Raw genomic sequence first — 15485 nt, 5'->3', positions numbered from 1 at the left:
CGCTCAGCTTGCTTGCTGCAGCTTATACTGTTTGAGCAAATCATATAGCGTCGGCCGACTGATCCCCAGCAATTTTGCAGCATTGGATATATTGCCGCTGGTCTGAGAAATAGCGCGTAGAATGGCAGAACGATCGGCGGCCTCTCTCGCCGCTTTCAGGTTCAGCAGATCGGTCGCGGCATCTTCATCAACTTCCAGATCCAGATCCTTTGCACAGATCAGCTTGCCATCAGCCATAATCACAGCGCGTTTGATCCGGTTTTCCAATTCACGCACATTGCCCGGCCACTGCCATGCTTCGAGGGCAGCCAGAGCATCCGGCGCAAGTCCCTTCACTGCCGGGTTTATCTCGGCAGCAAATTTCTTTTGAAAATGCCGTGCCAGCAAGCTGGCATCGCCAGATCGTCCCGACAAGGGCGGAATTTTTATCACGATTTCAGCAAGCCGGTAATAGAGATCCTCTCGAAACGAATTTTCAGAGATCATCGATTCCAGATTCTGATGCGTCGCGCAAACGATCCGCGTGTCGACGGCAATGGCCTTGCGACCACCGATCCGCTCAATCATACGTTCCTGCAAGAAACGTAGCAATTTAACCTGCAATGGCAGCGGAATATCGCCCACTTCATCCAAAAATAGCGTGCCACCATCGGCTTGCTCAATCTTGCCCTCAGTCGTCTTGATCGCGCCTGTAAACGCGCCTTTTTCATGCCCGAACAATTCGGACTCCAGCAAATTCTCAGGAATGGCTGCACAGTTGATGGCAACAAAGGCCTTATCGCTTCGATCGCTCGAGTCATGCAGTCCTTTTGCGAGCAATTCCTTACCCGTCCCGCTCGCGCCCAACAACATCACCGAGGCATTGGTATTGGCTACGCGTTCCACCATCTGTGCAATTTTCAGCATTTCCGGTGCGCCGGTGATAATATCCCCTAGAATATAACCGTCATCATTGCCGCGAGCGGCAAGGCTAGCATTTTCCTGCTCCAACTTGCGCACATGGAAAGCCCGCCGCACGATGAGGCCAAGTTCGTCAATATCCACCGGCTTTTGATAAAAGTCCCAAGCACCGCCCGAGATAGCACGCAAAGCGCTACTTTTCTCTCCATGCCCAGAAGCAACAATGACTTTGGTATCCGGCTTCAAGCTCAATATGGCATCCATTGTCGCAAAGCCTTCGGTGGTGCCATCAGGATCCGGTGGCAAGCCGAGGTCAAGCGTGACAACATCGGGCTCTTCCGCGCGCAGCAATTCGATAGCAGCCTCGCGATCACCTGCGATGAAAACTTCAAAATCCTCATAGGCCCATTTGAGCTGCTTTTGTAGACCGGGATCATCTTCCACAATCAGCAGTTTTTCTTTTCTCGGTTGGTTTTTGTCCGACATCATGCGGCCCTTTCGTCTGCTGAAATTTCTTCCGATAAATGCTTGGCTAGCGGCAAGATCAACGTGAAGCGACTGCCTGCCCCTTCGGTGCTTTCCACTTCCAACCGTCCGTTCATCGCTCGGGCCAGTTCACGCGCTTCATAAGCGCCAATGCCGAAGCCACCCTGCTTGCTAGAAGCAAATGGTTTGAACAGCTGTCCTCGGATAAACTCGTTAGACATGCCCGTTCCTTGATCGCGGACTTCAATGGCGACACTAAGATCTCGGCGACGCGCGTTGATGGAGATCGGCGCACCATCTGGACTGGCATCAATTGCATTTTGAATAAGATGCCCCATGATCTGATCGACCCGGACTGGATCGGCTATCGCCGTTAGGTCATCAATATGCGTGCTTTCCATATGGTGTAGAAGGCGCTTTTTCTCGATGATTGACTGCACCAGTTCCCTAACCTTCACAGGCTGTGGTTGCTCCGGACTGGCCTTGTTATGTTGCGACAGGCGTTCCAGCAAAGCGTTCATCTTGTTTGCGGAATCTTGAAGCGTCTCAATCATATCTGCCTGAAATTCAGGGTTTTCCGCATGACGCTTGGCGTTGCGCGCAAGCAAACTTAATTGGCTGACCAGATTTTTGAGGTCATGCATGATAAACGCCATGCGCCGATTAAACTCATCAAATCTTTGCACTTCAGAAAGCGATTCCTGACTTCTAGATTCAGCCAGATAGCTGGCGACCTGACGGCCGACCACGCGGAGCATATCAAGATCTTCCCAATCCAATGTGCGATTGATCCGCGGTCGCGCCAACAACATCAATCCAGCCAAACGATCGAAATGCACCAGCGGAACCGCCGTCCATGTCCGGTCATCCTGGATCATCCATTCCGGAATGGCAGCAGGATCGCATTTGTCATCCTTATCGGCCCGCAGCGCGTCAAATTCGACAATGTGACTGGTATCTTCGAAAAATGGAATGGTCCGAACTGTGCACGCCCGCGCAGGCACCTGAATCGACGACCAGTTCCAACGGGATTGCAGCACAAGTTGGCCGGAATCATCAGGCACCAACAAAATACCAGCTGGTGAATCTGTTATATCTGCAATCGCCTTGATCACCCGCTCATGGAAAGGAGCACTGTCTGCCCCCGGGCGACCAATGGTATCGGTAAAGCGGATCCACTCTGACCGATAATCATAGCGATGCTGAAAAAAATTCTTGGCCAGCTTCACCTTCAATGAAGCGCGAAACCTCTCGGAAGGCAGCAGCAGCAAAGCGCCTATGGAGGTCCCGAATAGGAAACTAATCTGAGCGAGGCGCGCATAGTCTCCGCCAATGATTTGCAATGCCGTAGCAATCACAATCATCATCAACAAATAGCTTCCGATCGCGATGAGCGACAGCGAACGGAAAGCCACGCTGCGAGACAGTTTCAAATTCCATTCGCTATTACGGACCGATGCAAGCACCAAAATAGGCGCTATAATCGCCATCATCGGTCCACGCATGGCATGAAGTTCTGCTGGAAATTGCTGGGTCAAATATGTGATCGTGAACAGATTCAGATCAAAGGTCCAAATTGCCGCCAGCGAAGCCATAGGCAATCGGATGCCCCAGCGGGTCTCCGGCGCGGAAATGGAATAGAGATTGTGCACCAGCACCAACGCTCCCACCGCAAAGATCATCCGGAGGACGAGAGATGTGTACAAGGTAACGCCCTCGAGACGTGGACTTCCAACAAACACAGTAATCAGGGAGTCGACGATCACCTGGCCAACCAGAACCAAGGCAAGAGCCGCATAAATGATGTTGACCGTTTTCGGCTCATCTCGCCCCTCTCCAGTGCGGAGAAGCATGAACATGAAGGCCAGCCAACCAAAATTCCGGAGCGATTCAGTGAAACGGGAAATTGGAGAAAAATATCCTTCGACCGCGACAGAAAGCGCCCAGAAACTGGTCAGTGCAATCGCAATGCCCAGCCATATCTGCTTGTCATTGCGATCGACCTTGCGCTGAAATTGCCAAATGGCGAGAGCGCCAAAAAGGGCGGCAGCAAGGCCATGTCCAAAAATGCTGATATTGTCGAGAAGCGCCCCCATATTAGCGGGCGCCCACTGGCCACAACACCACGCGAATTGTCTGGAGAATGATCAACAGGTCTAGAAAAGGCGTGTAGTTTTTTGCGTAATAGAGATCATATTCTAGCTTGTGCCGCGCGTCTTCGGTCGAAGCACCATAAGGGTAATTAACCTGGGCCCAGCCTGTGATCCCGGGCTTGACGATGTGTCGCTCAGCGTAAAATGGCATTTTGGTTTGCAGGTCGTCGACGAATTGTGGCCGTTCAGGACGCGGCCCCACGAAACTCATCTCCCCTTTCAAAACACTCCACGCTTGCGGAAGTTCATCGATACGAACCTTGCGGATAAAGCTGCCGATGCGTGTCACCCGCGGATCATTTTCAGCCGCCCAGATAGCCTTGCCGCCAGCCTCGGCATCGGCGCGCATGGATCGGAGTTTGAGGATACTGAATGTCTGGCCGTAAAGCCCAACTCTTTCCTGCTTGAAAAAGGAGCCGCCTCGGCTTTCCAACTTGATCAGCACTGCAAAGAGGATAATGATGGGTCCGGTAAGGGCGAGCAACAGAAAGCTAAGGAATATGTCAAAGCCCCGTTTAAAAGCGGTCGACAACCGGCGGCCGGAAGAGAAACCGTCTGAGAATATAAACCAACTTGGGTTCACACTATCGAGATCCACGCGGCCGGTTTCCCGTTCCACAAAGCTCGACATATCATTTACATGGACTCCGGTTGTCTTGATCGTCAACAGATCGGCAACGGGTAAGGAGTTACGCCGCTCCTCGAGTGCCAGCACCACTTCACTCACCTCAAGATCAATCACATGTTGCGGCAAGTTACCAATATCCTGGCGTCGCACAGCATCTTCAATCTTGCTCGGACCTTCGTTCATGTCGACATAGCCGGCGATGATGAAGCCGCTTTCGGAGCGTTTTTCCAGCGTCGCAATGCGCTCGGCACGGGGACCGGCACCGAGGATCAGCAAGCGGCGTTTGAAAATATCGCTGTCTAGCATCGTTCCGAGTAAAATGCGGATGACCATCAGGAACAAGATTGCCAATATCATGGCGTAAAGGGAATTTGAACGCCAAAGCGTGATCCCCGGCATTGCAAATGCGAGCAATGAAAGGAAGATCACTCCCAACGAAATCGCTACCAAGATACGTGCGACCGCAAAGCGGAGGGATTGGAGCGCTTCCGGACCATAGACGCCGACCGCGATCAAGGCCAATTGCAGGGCGAAGGCAAAGCTGAATACAGGGCCGGGTCGATCAGATATTGAACCGATCGACATATCGATCTGGACGGCTCGCAATATCCAACCAGCTTCCGCCGCTATTAGCAGCAAAATGAAATCAATCAAACCCAGTAAAAGTACTGGATAAGGTATGTAATGCTTGAACAATCTGATCATATTGCGCGCAATCTTTCCCTTGGGGTTGGCTAGGCCCTTAAGGAAAATAGGTTATCTGTCGGTAAATTTTACAGAGAAATTTGCCCGAAATCGCTTCTTTTCGTCAAAATTGTTCAAAATGCCGACAGTTTCACCCTACCAGCTCGCCAAGTCTCTGATCCGTTTCAATCGTTCACAAAATCAAACGGCGTCAAACCACGTTCTCGTTCGTTGAATTTGAGAGTCCGGCTCCGCGGTGGCGCGGACCTTTGCGAGCATTGCGGTCGCGTGCACGCCGGGCACCCCAAACCGATGTGATCCGCCTGCTCAATGCTAAGGTCCTTGCCACGTGCATAATGTAATGCTGAAGCCACATCCGCTGACACTCCCAGACCGATAGCGAACGCCGGCGTATGTCCTCCTGCACCAGAGCCTATGCCCTGGACCGCTCGGGACAAGGTGAACCAGGTCGACCCGTCCTCCAACGCCACCAATTGGGATCGGATTTCTGACGGTTGTTCAAACACCCTGTGGATATCCCATAGCGGACAGCGATGCGCACTTTCCACCAACGGGGCATTGCTGGCGCCGGCATAGCGCTTGGAAATCATGCCGGAACGATCAATCCGAACCATGAAAAAGGGTAAACCTCGAGATCCAACACGCTGCAGAGTCGTCAGCCGATGCGCCACCTGTTCGAAGCCGGCTCCGAAACGGCGCTGCAATAGTTGAATTCTATAGCCTGATTGCTCGCAAGCTTTGAGAAACCGTTCGTACGGCATCATCAAGGCAGCCGCAAAATATCCGGACAAATGACTGCGGAACAGTTTCTCCGCAGATCGGTCTGTGAAATTGCCGCCCAATGCGAGCGCGTCTATTTCTCCCTTTGCTTCAATCTGACCCAGCAACAACGCGGCCTGAAATGTACGAGAAGCCGGATCGAGCATCTCCGAAAGCTGCAGTTGGCGCGCGTGTAAGTCGAGGCGTCGGAGCTTGTCCGACAATACTGTCTCCGGTAAAATTCGGATCATGAGTTGATGCTTGACCCGAAGCCTTTCGGTTATCGCGCCATATAGATCCCCAGCGCCAAGCCGCAGCTCATCGGCCAGTTCTTCGGCCATAGAGTCGAGATCGGCAAAATGGTTGCGCCAGCGCTCAATTTCGCGACGAACCGATTGGATCGGATCGACAATATTAGCTTCCCCCGCATCTCCGTTCGTTTTGCGATTATCAAACAGTCTTACAAAAGCTTCCGCGCTATTGGGTGATGCAATCAACCATTCTTCCAGTTCCGTACGATCGATGGTCAGGTCCTCGAATAGCGGATCGCTCAATCTTTGTCGGATCGCGTCAATGCCACCACCGGGTTCTGCAGCGATCAACTGCCGCGGATCAAAGTCAAACCTATCGGCCAGCAAAAGCATCAAACGGGCGCTTAAAGGCCGCTGATTGCGTTCTATGAGATTGAGGTAACTGGGAGAGATATCGAGCGCCTGGGCCAAAGCAACCTGCGTCATTCCGGCGCTTCGCCGGAGTCGTTTTATCGCCGCACCTGCGAAAAGTTTTGGATTTGTCATTCTGACGCTATGTAAATTTATTTACAAAAATTCAAGTTCAATTGTCTTTGCTTGTAATATTTCTGTATTAAATCAACTCAGCTTCTCAGCTCTTATTTTCTGGAGAGAAAGCATCTCGTTCTTACCGGCAGGTAAATGTTTCTTAACCGCGACCGATTAATTCAGGTTAGAAATCTGAACTAAATTGGTGTTCTCCTATGCTCAAAGAATCCATCCTGTTTGTCGCTTCCACCGGCCTTTTGATCTATTTTGTGACTCCGTCAGACGAGCCGCCTAAACCAGAAACTGTCAAGGCAGAGCTCGAAAAACCATCCAAGCCAGCGACTCAGTCACCGGATAACGCCTGGGATTATGAAGGTGAGGATGAAGAAGATGAGGATGAGGAATCCTATACTTTCGGAGAACCCATGATCGGTATGGATGATGCTGAGAGCGATCAAGATGCGGATTCTGAAGTGGAAGATTATGGTTCTGATCGGAACGAAGGCTGGAGCGACGCTGGATCGTCGACCAATTCCTATGCCAAAACCAGCAAGACGACCTCGCCCGACAGCCCTCCGCCGGGCGAAAAAGGTAGTCTCCAAAATCCCATCCTGTTGAAAACCAACAATCCAGAAAACCCGGTTGACGACTAGTCTAGATCTCTGGCCATATCACCCCGACATTCATCGCTAATTATTGCCGCATGGCCATAGTTGGGATGATCGATCTGGACCATCACCTGCCCTTCCATGCTTTTCCAAATTTTGGCTTGCTCACTGGTAAGCGCAAAATGAACAAACTGAACAGCACTGGCCTTGCCATCCGCGCGCGTGCGATCGATGTCCTGTTCTGGCTCGGCGGTGACCTTCTGGTCGCCAATGATGATATGAATATGCTGATCGACTCCGCCTAGCGTCTTCAAGAAAGCCGTGCGTCGCTCTTCTTCATCGATTTCGAACATCAAAGTGCCCGTAAATTCCGACCCGTTCGGAACCATTGGATTATAGGCGGCCAGCTCGTCGACAAGTTGCTCCTCTCCGCCTTTTTCGATCCGCAGCATTTCCTGGACTTGCAACCACATGCTCTCCCAACTTTCAAACTGGATCGTCGCATAAGGGCCAATAGCAATGCGGCGGAATTTTTTCCGTAGAATCGATTCCTGGCGCTTGTCCTTGCGAATAGACTCGTAATTTTCGAGCGAGATTATATCGTCATTGGTAATCTGATGCGTGTCGCGGGGCATAATTAATCCTCAAAATTTTGATCGTTCTTCCGGCAGGCGCCGGGACAAAAACCTATCCATTCAAATTCATTTTACCGTTAGGCCCGCGTTGCCAAGAGCAGCCGGTCCGTCGGTTCAGTTGCTAGAAACCATATGCCTTGGCGAGCAGTTCAATCGGGTGTCCAATCCGTTCAGGCAATTTTTTCTGACCACCGCTTTCCATGATCTGCTTCAAATGTGGCCCGGCAAGCGGACATTCGCTGACCATAAAATCAGGGTCGCCCTTCGCCACCGCGCGTGCAGCGGGGCGGCCAACTTTTACGGCTTTGTCGAAATTTTCTTTGAAAATGCCCCATTTCCCGCCGTGACCAGAGCATCGCTCGGCAATAGTTGGCTTCGCTTCAGGGATCAGCTTGAGCATTTCCATAGCTTTCGGGCCCATATTCTGGGCACGGCTGTGACAGGCAAAATGAATTCCTATTTTGGCGTCCATCGGTTCGATGGGAACAACGCCTTTGTCCTTGGCAATTTCGACGACATATTCGCTCAGATCGCGTGTCGCAGCAGCAAGTTTTTTCACGGCCTCATTGTCTGGCAAGATCAACGGCCATTCAAATTTCATCATAAGCGCACAGCTTGGTGTCAAAGCGAGAACATCAAAACCCTCATCGATGATTGGTTCGAAAAATGCAGCAACTTCTTCAGCAGAAGAGGCCACAGCTGGCAGATCACCATTCTCGAGTTTCGGCATGCCGCAGCAGGCGGGATATTCCACTCGCGTTTGCACGCCGTTGTGCGAGAGCACGTCTAGCGCAGCCTTGCCAGCAGTCTGGTCATTGAAATTGCCATAGCAGGTCGCATAGATCGCAGCCTTGCGACCAAAGGCTGGCGCATCGGCATTGGCAACGGGGCCGTGCCCCACATGTTTGAAATCAAGCGGGACATCTTCAAAGACCGGTAGATGTGCGCGCTTGTCGATGCCCGCCACACTCTCCAATACGCCTCGTGTCAGGCCGTTGGTCTGTTTGGTCGCCCAATTTGCAGCACCGGCCAGGGTCCCGGCAAGCTTGGCGTTGCGATCGATTTCGGCCAGTTGCTTGTCTACAAAACCGGTCTTGCCTTTGCGGTTCTCGACCGCCCTGTGACGCAGCATCAGGTGCGGGAAATCCAAATCAAATTCATGCGGCGGCACATAAGGGCATTTGACCATGAAACACATGTCGCAGAGCGTACAGGCGTCCACGACATTTTTAATATCGCCCGTACTCAGATCATCGACTTCCTCGTTCGGGCTGTCATCGATCATGTCGAACATTTGGGGGAAGCTGTCACACAGATTGAAGCATCGGCGGCAGCCGTGGCAGATGTCAAATACCCGGCGCAGTTCTTGATCGAGCGCTTCCTCGTCATAGTAGGATTCTTCCTGCCATGGGATGGGGTGCCGCGTCGGTGCGCCCAAGCTGCCTTCTGTCATGATATGCTTCCTGTCGCCCTAGAGGCGGAAACTGTTGGTGAGAAGATTGTGCCGTCGCCCCTCGAGAGGTGGCAACGGCACAATCTTTTAGATCCGCTTATTAAGCGTCCATCGTGTCGAGGGTTTTCTGGAACTTACCAGCGTGGCTCTTTTCAGCTTTTGCAAGCGTTTCGAACCAGTCAGCAATTTCATCAAAGCCTTCTTCGCGAGCAGATTTTGCCATGCCCGGATACATATCGGTATATTCGTGGGTTTCACCAGCAATCGCCGATTTCAGATTGTCGGACGTCGCGCCGATAGGCTCACCCGTCGCTGGATCGCCAACTTCTTCAAGAAATTCGAGATGGCCATGAGCGTGACCGGTTTCGCCTTCTGCGGTTGAGCGGAACACAGCGGCTACGTCATTATACCCTTCAATGTCGGCCTTCTGGGCGAAATAAAGATAACGACGGTTGGCCTGGCTTTCTCCAGCAAATGCGTCTTTCAGATTTTGTTCGGTTTTGCTTCCAGCAAGTCCCATGATATTCTCCTAATGGCGTGAATAGATTAGATACCGACGTTAAGAATCGGATTACCCAAGATAATACGCGCGCGAAGACCCCCGTTCCATCGAATTTTTTGATCATTAGTGATCGGAAATATCAATCAATGTATTGCGATTTATTCGCATTAGCGATTTATGATCAAGGACAGCGTTTCAACTGATAGACATCGGGAGCGATGGTAAAATCAAATCGGCCAGAATCGACCAACGTCACAGGGCCGTCCATACGAAACTTTCCGCCCGCCTCACCTGTCTCCTCGTCAATCGCAAGATCATCGAGGTTCAAAAGCAACTGACCGTCTTGCCAACGCCAGCTTCCCATCAAGTCTTCTGACACAAAAGTTCCACCGGATATCATGGTCCAACTGCTCGGCGCGGCACATTCTTCGTCGATGAAGGCCCAACGCCCTTCAAAATAGACCGACTCGACTTCCATCTCTTCCGCTGTGGCCATTGCTGGTTCGGGCAAGGCCATCAGCGAAAGCAAGAGAAGCCAACCAACCATCTATTTCTTCAAGATTGTCAACGTTGCTGCCGTTAAGGCCTCTGCACCGGTCGTGATCACCTTTTCCGCATCAGGCGCCCAAAAAGGGCTGTGCAGTGAAGGCAATTTTTTGCCTTCGGTCTGAGATGCTTGATAGTCCGCCATCGGAACGCCACCGACCCAGAAAATCATGCTTTTGATATTCTCGTCGGCGCGGCGATAGCGGCTGAAATCTTCGCCACCCATGACTGGCTTGGACTGCACTACGCGACTCTTGCCGAAACGCGTTTCGAACAGTTTTGCCATTTCCAGCGTAAATTCCGGACTGTTGTAGGTTGCGGGCGTAAATTCTGAATCGCGGATGGAAACGACCGGCATCCGATCCTCCGGCATACCAGCGGTGATAGCTTCGCCGCGCGCAATGCGTTTGATCCCGTCAAGCAATTGAGCGCGCGTTTCGTCGCCATAGCTGCGCACGGTGATCAACAACAGCGCTTCGTCTGAAATGATATTATGCTTGGAACCAGCCTGAAAGCTCCCCACGGTAACGACCGCCGGATCCTGCGGATCCACTTCGCGGCTCACTAGAGTTTGCAACGCGCCGACAATGCGGCTTGCCAAAACCACGGGATCCTTGGTCGTATGCGGATAGGCGCCATGGCCGCCAACGCCCTTTACCTGGATATCTACGCTATCGACATTGGCTAGCGCAAAGCCTGGCGCATATCCGATATAACCAGCGGGGGCACCAGCGGCATCATGGAAAGCCAGCGCATAGTCGGGCTTTGGAAAGCGGGTATAAAGGCCGTCTTCCAGCATCGCGAGGGCACCCTCGCCTGTCTCTTCAGCTGGTTGCAATATCATCACCAAGGTCCCGGACCATTCATCTTTGCGCGCCGCCAATTGCCGCGCAGCAGCAACCCAACCGGTCATATGCGTGTCATGGCCACAAGCGTGCATCACAAATGTATCATTGCCCTGACGGGTTTTCGCCTTAGCCCTTGAGGCGTAAGAGAGTCCGGTTTTCTCTTCCAGCGGCAGGCCATCCATATCAGCGCGCAGCATCACGGTCGGGCCTTCGCCATTTTCCATGACCGCCACAACGCCCGTTCCGCCGACCTTTTCGGTGACGGTGAAGCCGAGACGCCGCGCTTCGGCGGCCAATTTGGCGGCGGTACGGACTTCTTCGCCACTCAGTTCGGGATTGGCATGGAGATCGCGATAAATGTCCATCAGCGATGGCATGTCTGCGGCGATCGCCTCTTTCAGACTATCCGCCTGGACCGGAACGGCCGCCAGCATCGAAGCCGCCGCCAACAAACCCAATTTCACCAATTTTTGCATCATCATCCCCAATTTTCTATAATTTGCCCCTGACTAATCTGATCACGGACGCTTGTCAGGTCCAAAATTTCAATCCGCCGGCGTCAACTCCATCACGTCAACCTTGCTTTCATAAGCCGGAAACGGAAATACCATCCGCCAGCGATCTGGTCCGATGCGCTGTACAACCGCCGCCTGATCGCGTTTCGCCATATGCCCATAAGGCACCAAAGCATTCTCATAATGGTAAATCAGGGTACCAAGATATATTGAATGGTCCCCGTTCGCTTTGTCGATCCAGCCAATGGTCCGTTGTGATCCGGTCAATTTGGTCAAATGCCTGCGGCCATTCTGCTCCACGATCCGGCACTTGAACGCAGGATAAGCGATATAAGGAAGCCCGCCAGCGGCATCACCGTCCAACTTGGTGATCGAGCAATTATACAGGCCTTGCGGAATATCGCTGTCAGCCAGGGCCGCATCGGTTTCAAAAAGAGGGGAACGAGCGGCAAGCACAGCGCCTGCCCCCGCTCCGATGACGCCGGATCGACCGATCTCCAACGCCTCTTCCCATTTTTCCAGCCTTTCTACATCGGCAGCAGTCGCCCGTTCACGCCATGGCGGTGCAACTGGCGGTTCCGCGGCGGCTGCAACAAGCAGAAGCAGTCCAGCGATCATTGCGCGGTCCAGCCTCCGTCGATCGAAATATTTGCGCCGGTAATGGCCCGCGCCTCCTCCTTGCAGAGGAATATCGCCAGTGCGCCAATCTGGTCGATCTGGACGAATTCCTTGGTCGGTTGCGGGGCGAGCAGCACATCATTGATCACCTGTTCTCGCGTTAGGCCCCGCACTTCCATCGTGTTCGGGATTTGCCCCTCGACCAGTGGGGTCCACGTATAGCCGGGCGAAATTGTATTCACTGTAATGCCGTTTTGCGCCACTTCGAGAGCAACGGTCTTGCCGAACCCGTCAATCGCGTGCTTCGCGGCATTATAAGCCGACTTATAGGGGCTCGCGACCTTGCTGTGCATCGATCCGGTGTTGATAATCCGGCCCCAGCCTTTTTCTTTCATCCCCGGCAGAACCGCCTTGGTCGTATGGAAGGCACTGTTCATGACGATGTCCATCACTGCGTTCCATTTCTCCTCGGGAAATTCATCGACCGGAGAGACAAACTGGATACCCGCATTATTGATCAATATATCGACCGAACCAAGTTGTTCGGCACAATCGCTGCACATTTGCCGGATTTCTTCCGGCTTGGTCATGTCGGCGCTGCTATAGGCCGCCTTGGTGCCGCTTAGCGCTTCTAGTTCTTGCCGCAGCGCCTCTATCTCGCCGGCATCGCCGAAACCATTGATCATCACAGCCGCGCCTTCCGCGGCCAGCGCCTTCGCATAACCGCCGCCGATGCCCGATGTTGAGCCCGTAATCAGCGCCGTCTTGCCCTTTAGAAACATGCAGATTCTCCTTTCCGGCAACCTTAAAACAGTCGAACCGGACTGCAATGTTTTTGTAAAAGAAATCAGCGACGCTTGCGCTTTTTGATGAATCAGGCGAATTGGGATCAGACGAGGAGATTTGCAATGCGCTTAGACGACCTGGATCCCAGCAAAAATGTACGCGACCATGGACAAGGCGGCGGACGGAGCTTTGGCGGAGGCGGTGGCGGAAGCGGAATCATTGGCCTGTTGTTCAGCTTCCTGCCGATGTTGCTCGGTCGCAAAAAAATGGGATGCGGCACAGTCTTGCTTATCGGCGGCGGGGCATTGGCCTTCATGTATTTCACCGGCGGCGGCGGGATGCTTGGCGGCGGCTCTGCGTCCTCGAGCGGAGATGGCATTGCCTATGACACCGAGAGCGAACAATTTGCGGGGCGTGTGCTGGCATCAACTGAGCAGACCTGGTCTGGATTATTCCGTCAGAATGGTGGCACCTACCGCGCACCGACCTTGCATTTCTATCAAGGCGGCGTGAGTTCTGCAGGCTGCGGTTCGGCAACATCGGCAGCGGGACCCTTTTATTGTCCTGCGGATCAGGGCATTTATCTCGACACATCTTTTTTCAACGAGATGCAGACGCGGATGGGCGCAAAGGGCGATTTCGCGCAGGCTTATGTGATCGCCCATGAAGTCGGCCATCATATCCAGAATCTAAGCGGTGTCGCCGACCAGATACGCAAGGCCCAGGCCCGCGCCAGCAAGACAGAAGGGAATGCCCTTCAGGTCAGGATGGAATTGCAAGCGGATTGCTATGCCGGTGTTTGGGCTGCGCAAAATGCAACCCGTATGGAACCCGGCGATGTCGAAGAAGGTCTAAACGCAGCCCACGCAATCGGTGATGATACGTTGATGCGTGGCGCTGGCCAGCGGCCGGTAGAAAGCATGTTCACTCATGGCTCTTCCGAGCAGCGCAAAGCATGGCTTCGCAAAGGAATGCAGACCGGTGATCCGGCCTCTTGCGATACATTTGCCAACGGCGCGGTATAATAGAATACGGGCTCCGGATTAACTCCGGAGCCCGCTAATATTTAAGCTTTTGCTCGGTTCAAACTGCTCGACCAGTCAAGCCGTCTGGTCACGAACATCACTCCTGCTAGTGCCAAGAAGATCAACAACGAGCCGATGAGAAGCGAATAGGCTTCGAGGCTCAGCAATATGTAGATCGCGCCATAGAGCGCTGCCAGCATGCCACCGACAATGGAAGCTCTTCGCCAGCTCGACAAGACAGATGCCGAATAAGCTGTGATCAGTCCGATTGTCGCCAGCGATGCCATGACATAGGCCAAGGCAAAGCCAACAATCTCTGCGAATGCCAGCAGCAAGACGAAGAACAGCACCAGTGCGACGCCGACCAATATATATTGCACCGAAGATATCTTCACTCCGCCGATCAGGTCGAACAACAGGAGTGCAACAAAGGTGAAGCCGATGATCAGGAAACCATATTTGGTCGCCCGGTCCACCTGACCGTAGAGATCAACAGGCTGGATCAAGTCCACAGTCGCGCTTGCAGTTCCGCCATTAGAATAGGCAGGATCATAATAGGTCATGTCCTTCGCCCGCATTGGTTGCACCTGTTGCGCGCCTTCGGTGGAGATCAGTGACGTTCCCAAGGCTAGATTGGTGATCACATATTTCGCTTTGAAACCGTCATCATCGATCGTTCTGCTTTCAGGGAGAAAGCTCCCGGCAAAACTAGGGTGCGGCCATTCTGATTGGACGGTCCATTCGGTTTGACCGGCATGTGGTGCGATGGTGACGCTTTGGTTGCCCTTGAACCGGACGTTAAATTCAGCCTCGATAGCACCCGTGGCCAAGGTTTCCCCATCCACGAAGGCAAAGAAGCCGCTGTTGCCCGTTTCGCCAAGCCCCTTGCCCGGCTGCAACTCAAGCGTTTCGCCATTAACAACAACCTTGTTGTCACCGGCTAGTCCGCGTGCATCGGATAGACCGAAGCGCAGTTCAGCTCGGCTGAAATCAATCTGGTCGCGGGTCACACCATAGCGATCAAGATCATCAGGCAACCGGAAAGTTGCAGACCCGGTCATTGCCGTATCATAAACGATCACTTCGTATATCGCCCGCTTCTTGGTTTCGGTGTTCAGCTGGCTATTCAATTTCACCAGTTCGGGCGCGACGAACAATTCCCGTGTCACTATATTGGTCCGGGTTACCGTCTTGCCATTTTCCTCGACCGACTCTGTAACCTTCGCCTGATAGGGAAGCACGATCTTTGGCCCGGCAAAAACCTGCTTACCGCCCCAACCCGATACAATGGACTGCTGCGCCGTTTCGCTTTGGCTCTGACGATCGTAGTTGAGCAACCAAACAGTGAACAATGGTATGGTAATGATGAAGCCCATCAACAGGACCATCAGGAACTTTGCCCCTGGTGATCGTTCCGGCTTCACAGGACCAGTGGGGTCCTCTTGTATTTCAGTCATGATATATCCCTCATTTTACCCATATAAACGTTGCTTGCGAGACGCACATGTTCGTCTAAACTACCCGCTAGATCCTTGCATG

The 15485-nt window shown here is 52.9% G+C and carries 14 protein-coding genes; 2 read left to right on the top strand and 12 right to left on the bottom strand.

The annotated features are described in order from the left end of the window. Positions 1–3: 3 nt before the first annotated feature. The 4 genes from prsR to ABJV08_RS10540 all read right to left on the bottom strand — a co-directional run bounded on the left by prsR (position 4) and on the right by ABJV08_RS10540 (position 6428). Positions 4–1386: a PEP-CTERM-box response regulator transcription factor gene (gene prsR, locus ABJV08_RS10555; protein WP_348039449.1), complete on the bottom strand. Its 1383-nt coding sequence runs from the start codon at positions 1384–1386 to the stop codon at positions 4–6. Beyond that, positions 1386–3482: an XrtA/PEP-CTERM system histidine kinase PrsK gene (gene prsK, locus ABJV08_RS10550; RefSeq protein WP_348039448.1), complete on the bottom strand. Its 2097-nt coding sequence runs from the start codon at positions 3480–3482 to the stop codon at positions 1386–1388. The genes prsR and prsK overlap by 1 nt, the downstream gene beginning before the upstream one ends. Position 3483: 1 nt before the next feature. Continuing rightward, positions 3484–4872 carry a TIGR03013 family XrtA/PEP-CTERM system glycosyltransferase gene (locus ABJV08_RS10545; RefSeq protein WP_348039447.1) on the bottom strand — a complete coding sequence of 463 codons (1389 nt, stop codon included), beginning with the start codon at positions 4870–4872 and terminating at the stop codon, positions 3484–3486. Between the two features lie 164 nt (positions 4873–5036). Continuing rightward, entirely contained in the window at positions 5037–6428 is a 1392-nt protein-coding gene (locus ABJV08_RS10540; RefSeq protein ID WP_348039446.1) for a short-chain fatty acyl-CoA regulator family protein, read from the bottom strand. A gap of 197 nt (positions 6429–6625) precedes the next feature. Between ABJV08_RS10540 and ABJV08_RS10535 the strand changes: the two genes are divergently transcribed. Further along, positions 6626–7063 (top strand): hypothetical protein, encoded by a 438-nt coding sequence (locus ABJV08_RS10535; RefSeq protein WP_348039445.1) that lies wholly within the window; start codon positions 6626–6628, stop codon positions 7061–7063. Here ABJV08_RS10535 and ABJV08_RS10530 read toward each other — a convergent pair. The 7 genes from ABJV08_RS10530 to ABJV08_RS10500 form a co-directional block, all read right to left on the bottom strand. Further along, a complete protein-coding gene (locus tag ABJV08_RS10530; protein ID WP_348039444.1) occupies positions 7060–7653 on the bottom strand; it encodes a DUF3501 family protein in 594 nt (197 codons plus the stop codon). The two genes, ABJV08_RS10535 and ABJV08_RS10530, sit on opposite strands and share 4 nt — an antisense overlap. Positions 7654–7774: 121 nt before the next feature. After that, a complete protein-coding gene (locus ABJV08_RS10525; RefSeq protein ID WP_348039443.1) occupies positions 7775–9106 on the bottom strand; it encodes a heterodisulfide reductase-related iron-sulfur binding cluster in 1332 nt (443 codons plus the stop codon). 100 nt (positions 9107–9206) lie between these two features. Continuing rightward, positions 9207–9626: a rubrerythrin family protein gene (locus ABJV08_RS10520; RefSeq protein ID WP_348039442.1), complete on the bottom strand. Its 420-nt coding sequence runs from the start codon at positions 9624–9626 to the stop codon at positions 9207–9209. Positions 9627–9789: 163 nt separating this feature from the next. Beyond that, positions 9790–10155, bottom strand: coding sequence for a hypothetical protein (locus ABJV08_RS10515; RefSeq protein ID WP_348039441.1), 366 nt, complete (start codon positions 10153–10155; stop codon positions 9790–9792). Continuing rightward, complete coding sequence (locus ABJV08_RS10510; RefSeq protein ID WP_348039595.1) at positions 10156–11478, bottom strand: amidohydrolase; 1323 nt, start codon at positions 11476–11478, stop codon at positions 10156–10158. A gap of 69 nt (positions 11479–11547) precedes the next feature. Further along, positions 11548–12135, bottom strand: a complete 588-nt coding sequence (locus ABJV08_RS10505; RefSeq protein ID WP_348039440.1) for a DUF4893 domain-containing protein — start codon at positions 12133–12135, stop codon at positions 11548–11550. After that, positions 12132–12917, bottom strand: coding sequence for a 3-hydroxybutyrate dehydrogenase (locus ABJV08_RS10500; protein WP_348039439.1), 786 nt, complete (start codon positions 12915–12917; stop codon positions 12132–12134). The genes ABJV08_RS10505 and ABJV08_RS10500 overlap by 4 nt, the downstream gene beginning before the upstream one ends. A 126-nt stretch (positions 12918–13043) precedes the next feature. On the opposite strand from ABJV08_RS10500, the gene ABJV08_RS10495 reads away from it, so the two are divergent. Next, on the top strand, positions 13044–13946 hold the full coding sequence (locus ABJV08_RS10495; RefSeq protein ID WP_348039438.1) for a neutral zinc metallopeptidase: 903 nt from the start codon (positions 13044–13046) through the stop codon (positions 13944–13946). Positions 13947–13987: 41 nt separating this feature from the next. Here ABJV08_RS10495 and creD read toward each other — a convergent pair whose 3' ends face one another. Further along, on the bottom strand, positions 13988–15403 hold the full coding sequence (gene creD / locus ABJV08_RS10490) for a cell envelope integrity protein CreD (RefSeq protein ID WP_348039437.1): 1416 nt from the start codon (positions 15401–15403) through the stop codon (positions 13988–13990). Positions 15404–15485 lie beyond the last annotated feature (82 nt).

The sequence above is a fragment of the Parasphingorhabdus sp. genome (assembly GCF_039982395.1).
Lineage (GTDB): Bacteria > Pseudomonadota > Alphaproteobacteria > Sphingomonadales > Sphingomonadaceae > Parasphingorhabdus.
This window is presented reverse-complemented; position numbering and strand designations above follow the sequence as displayed.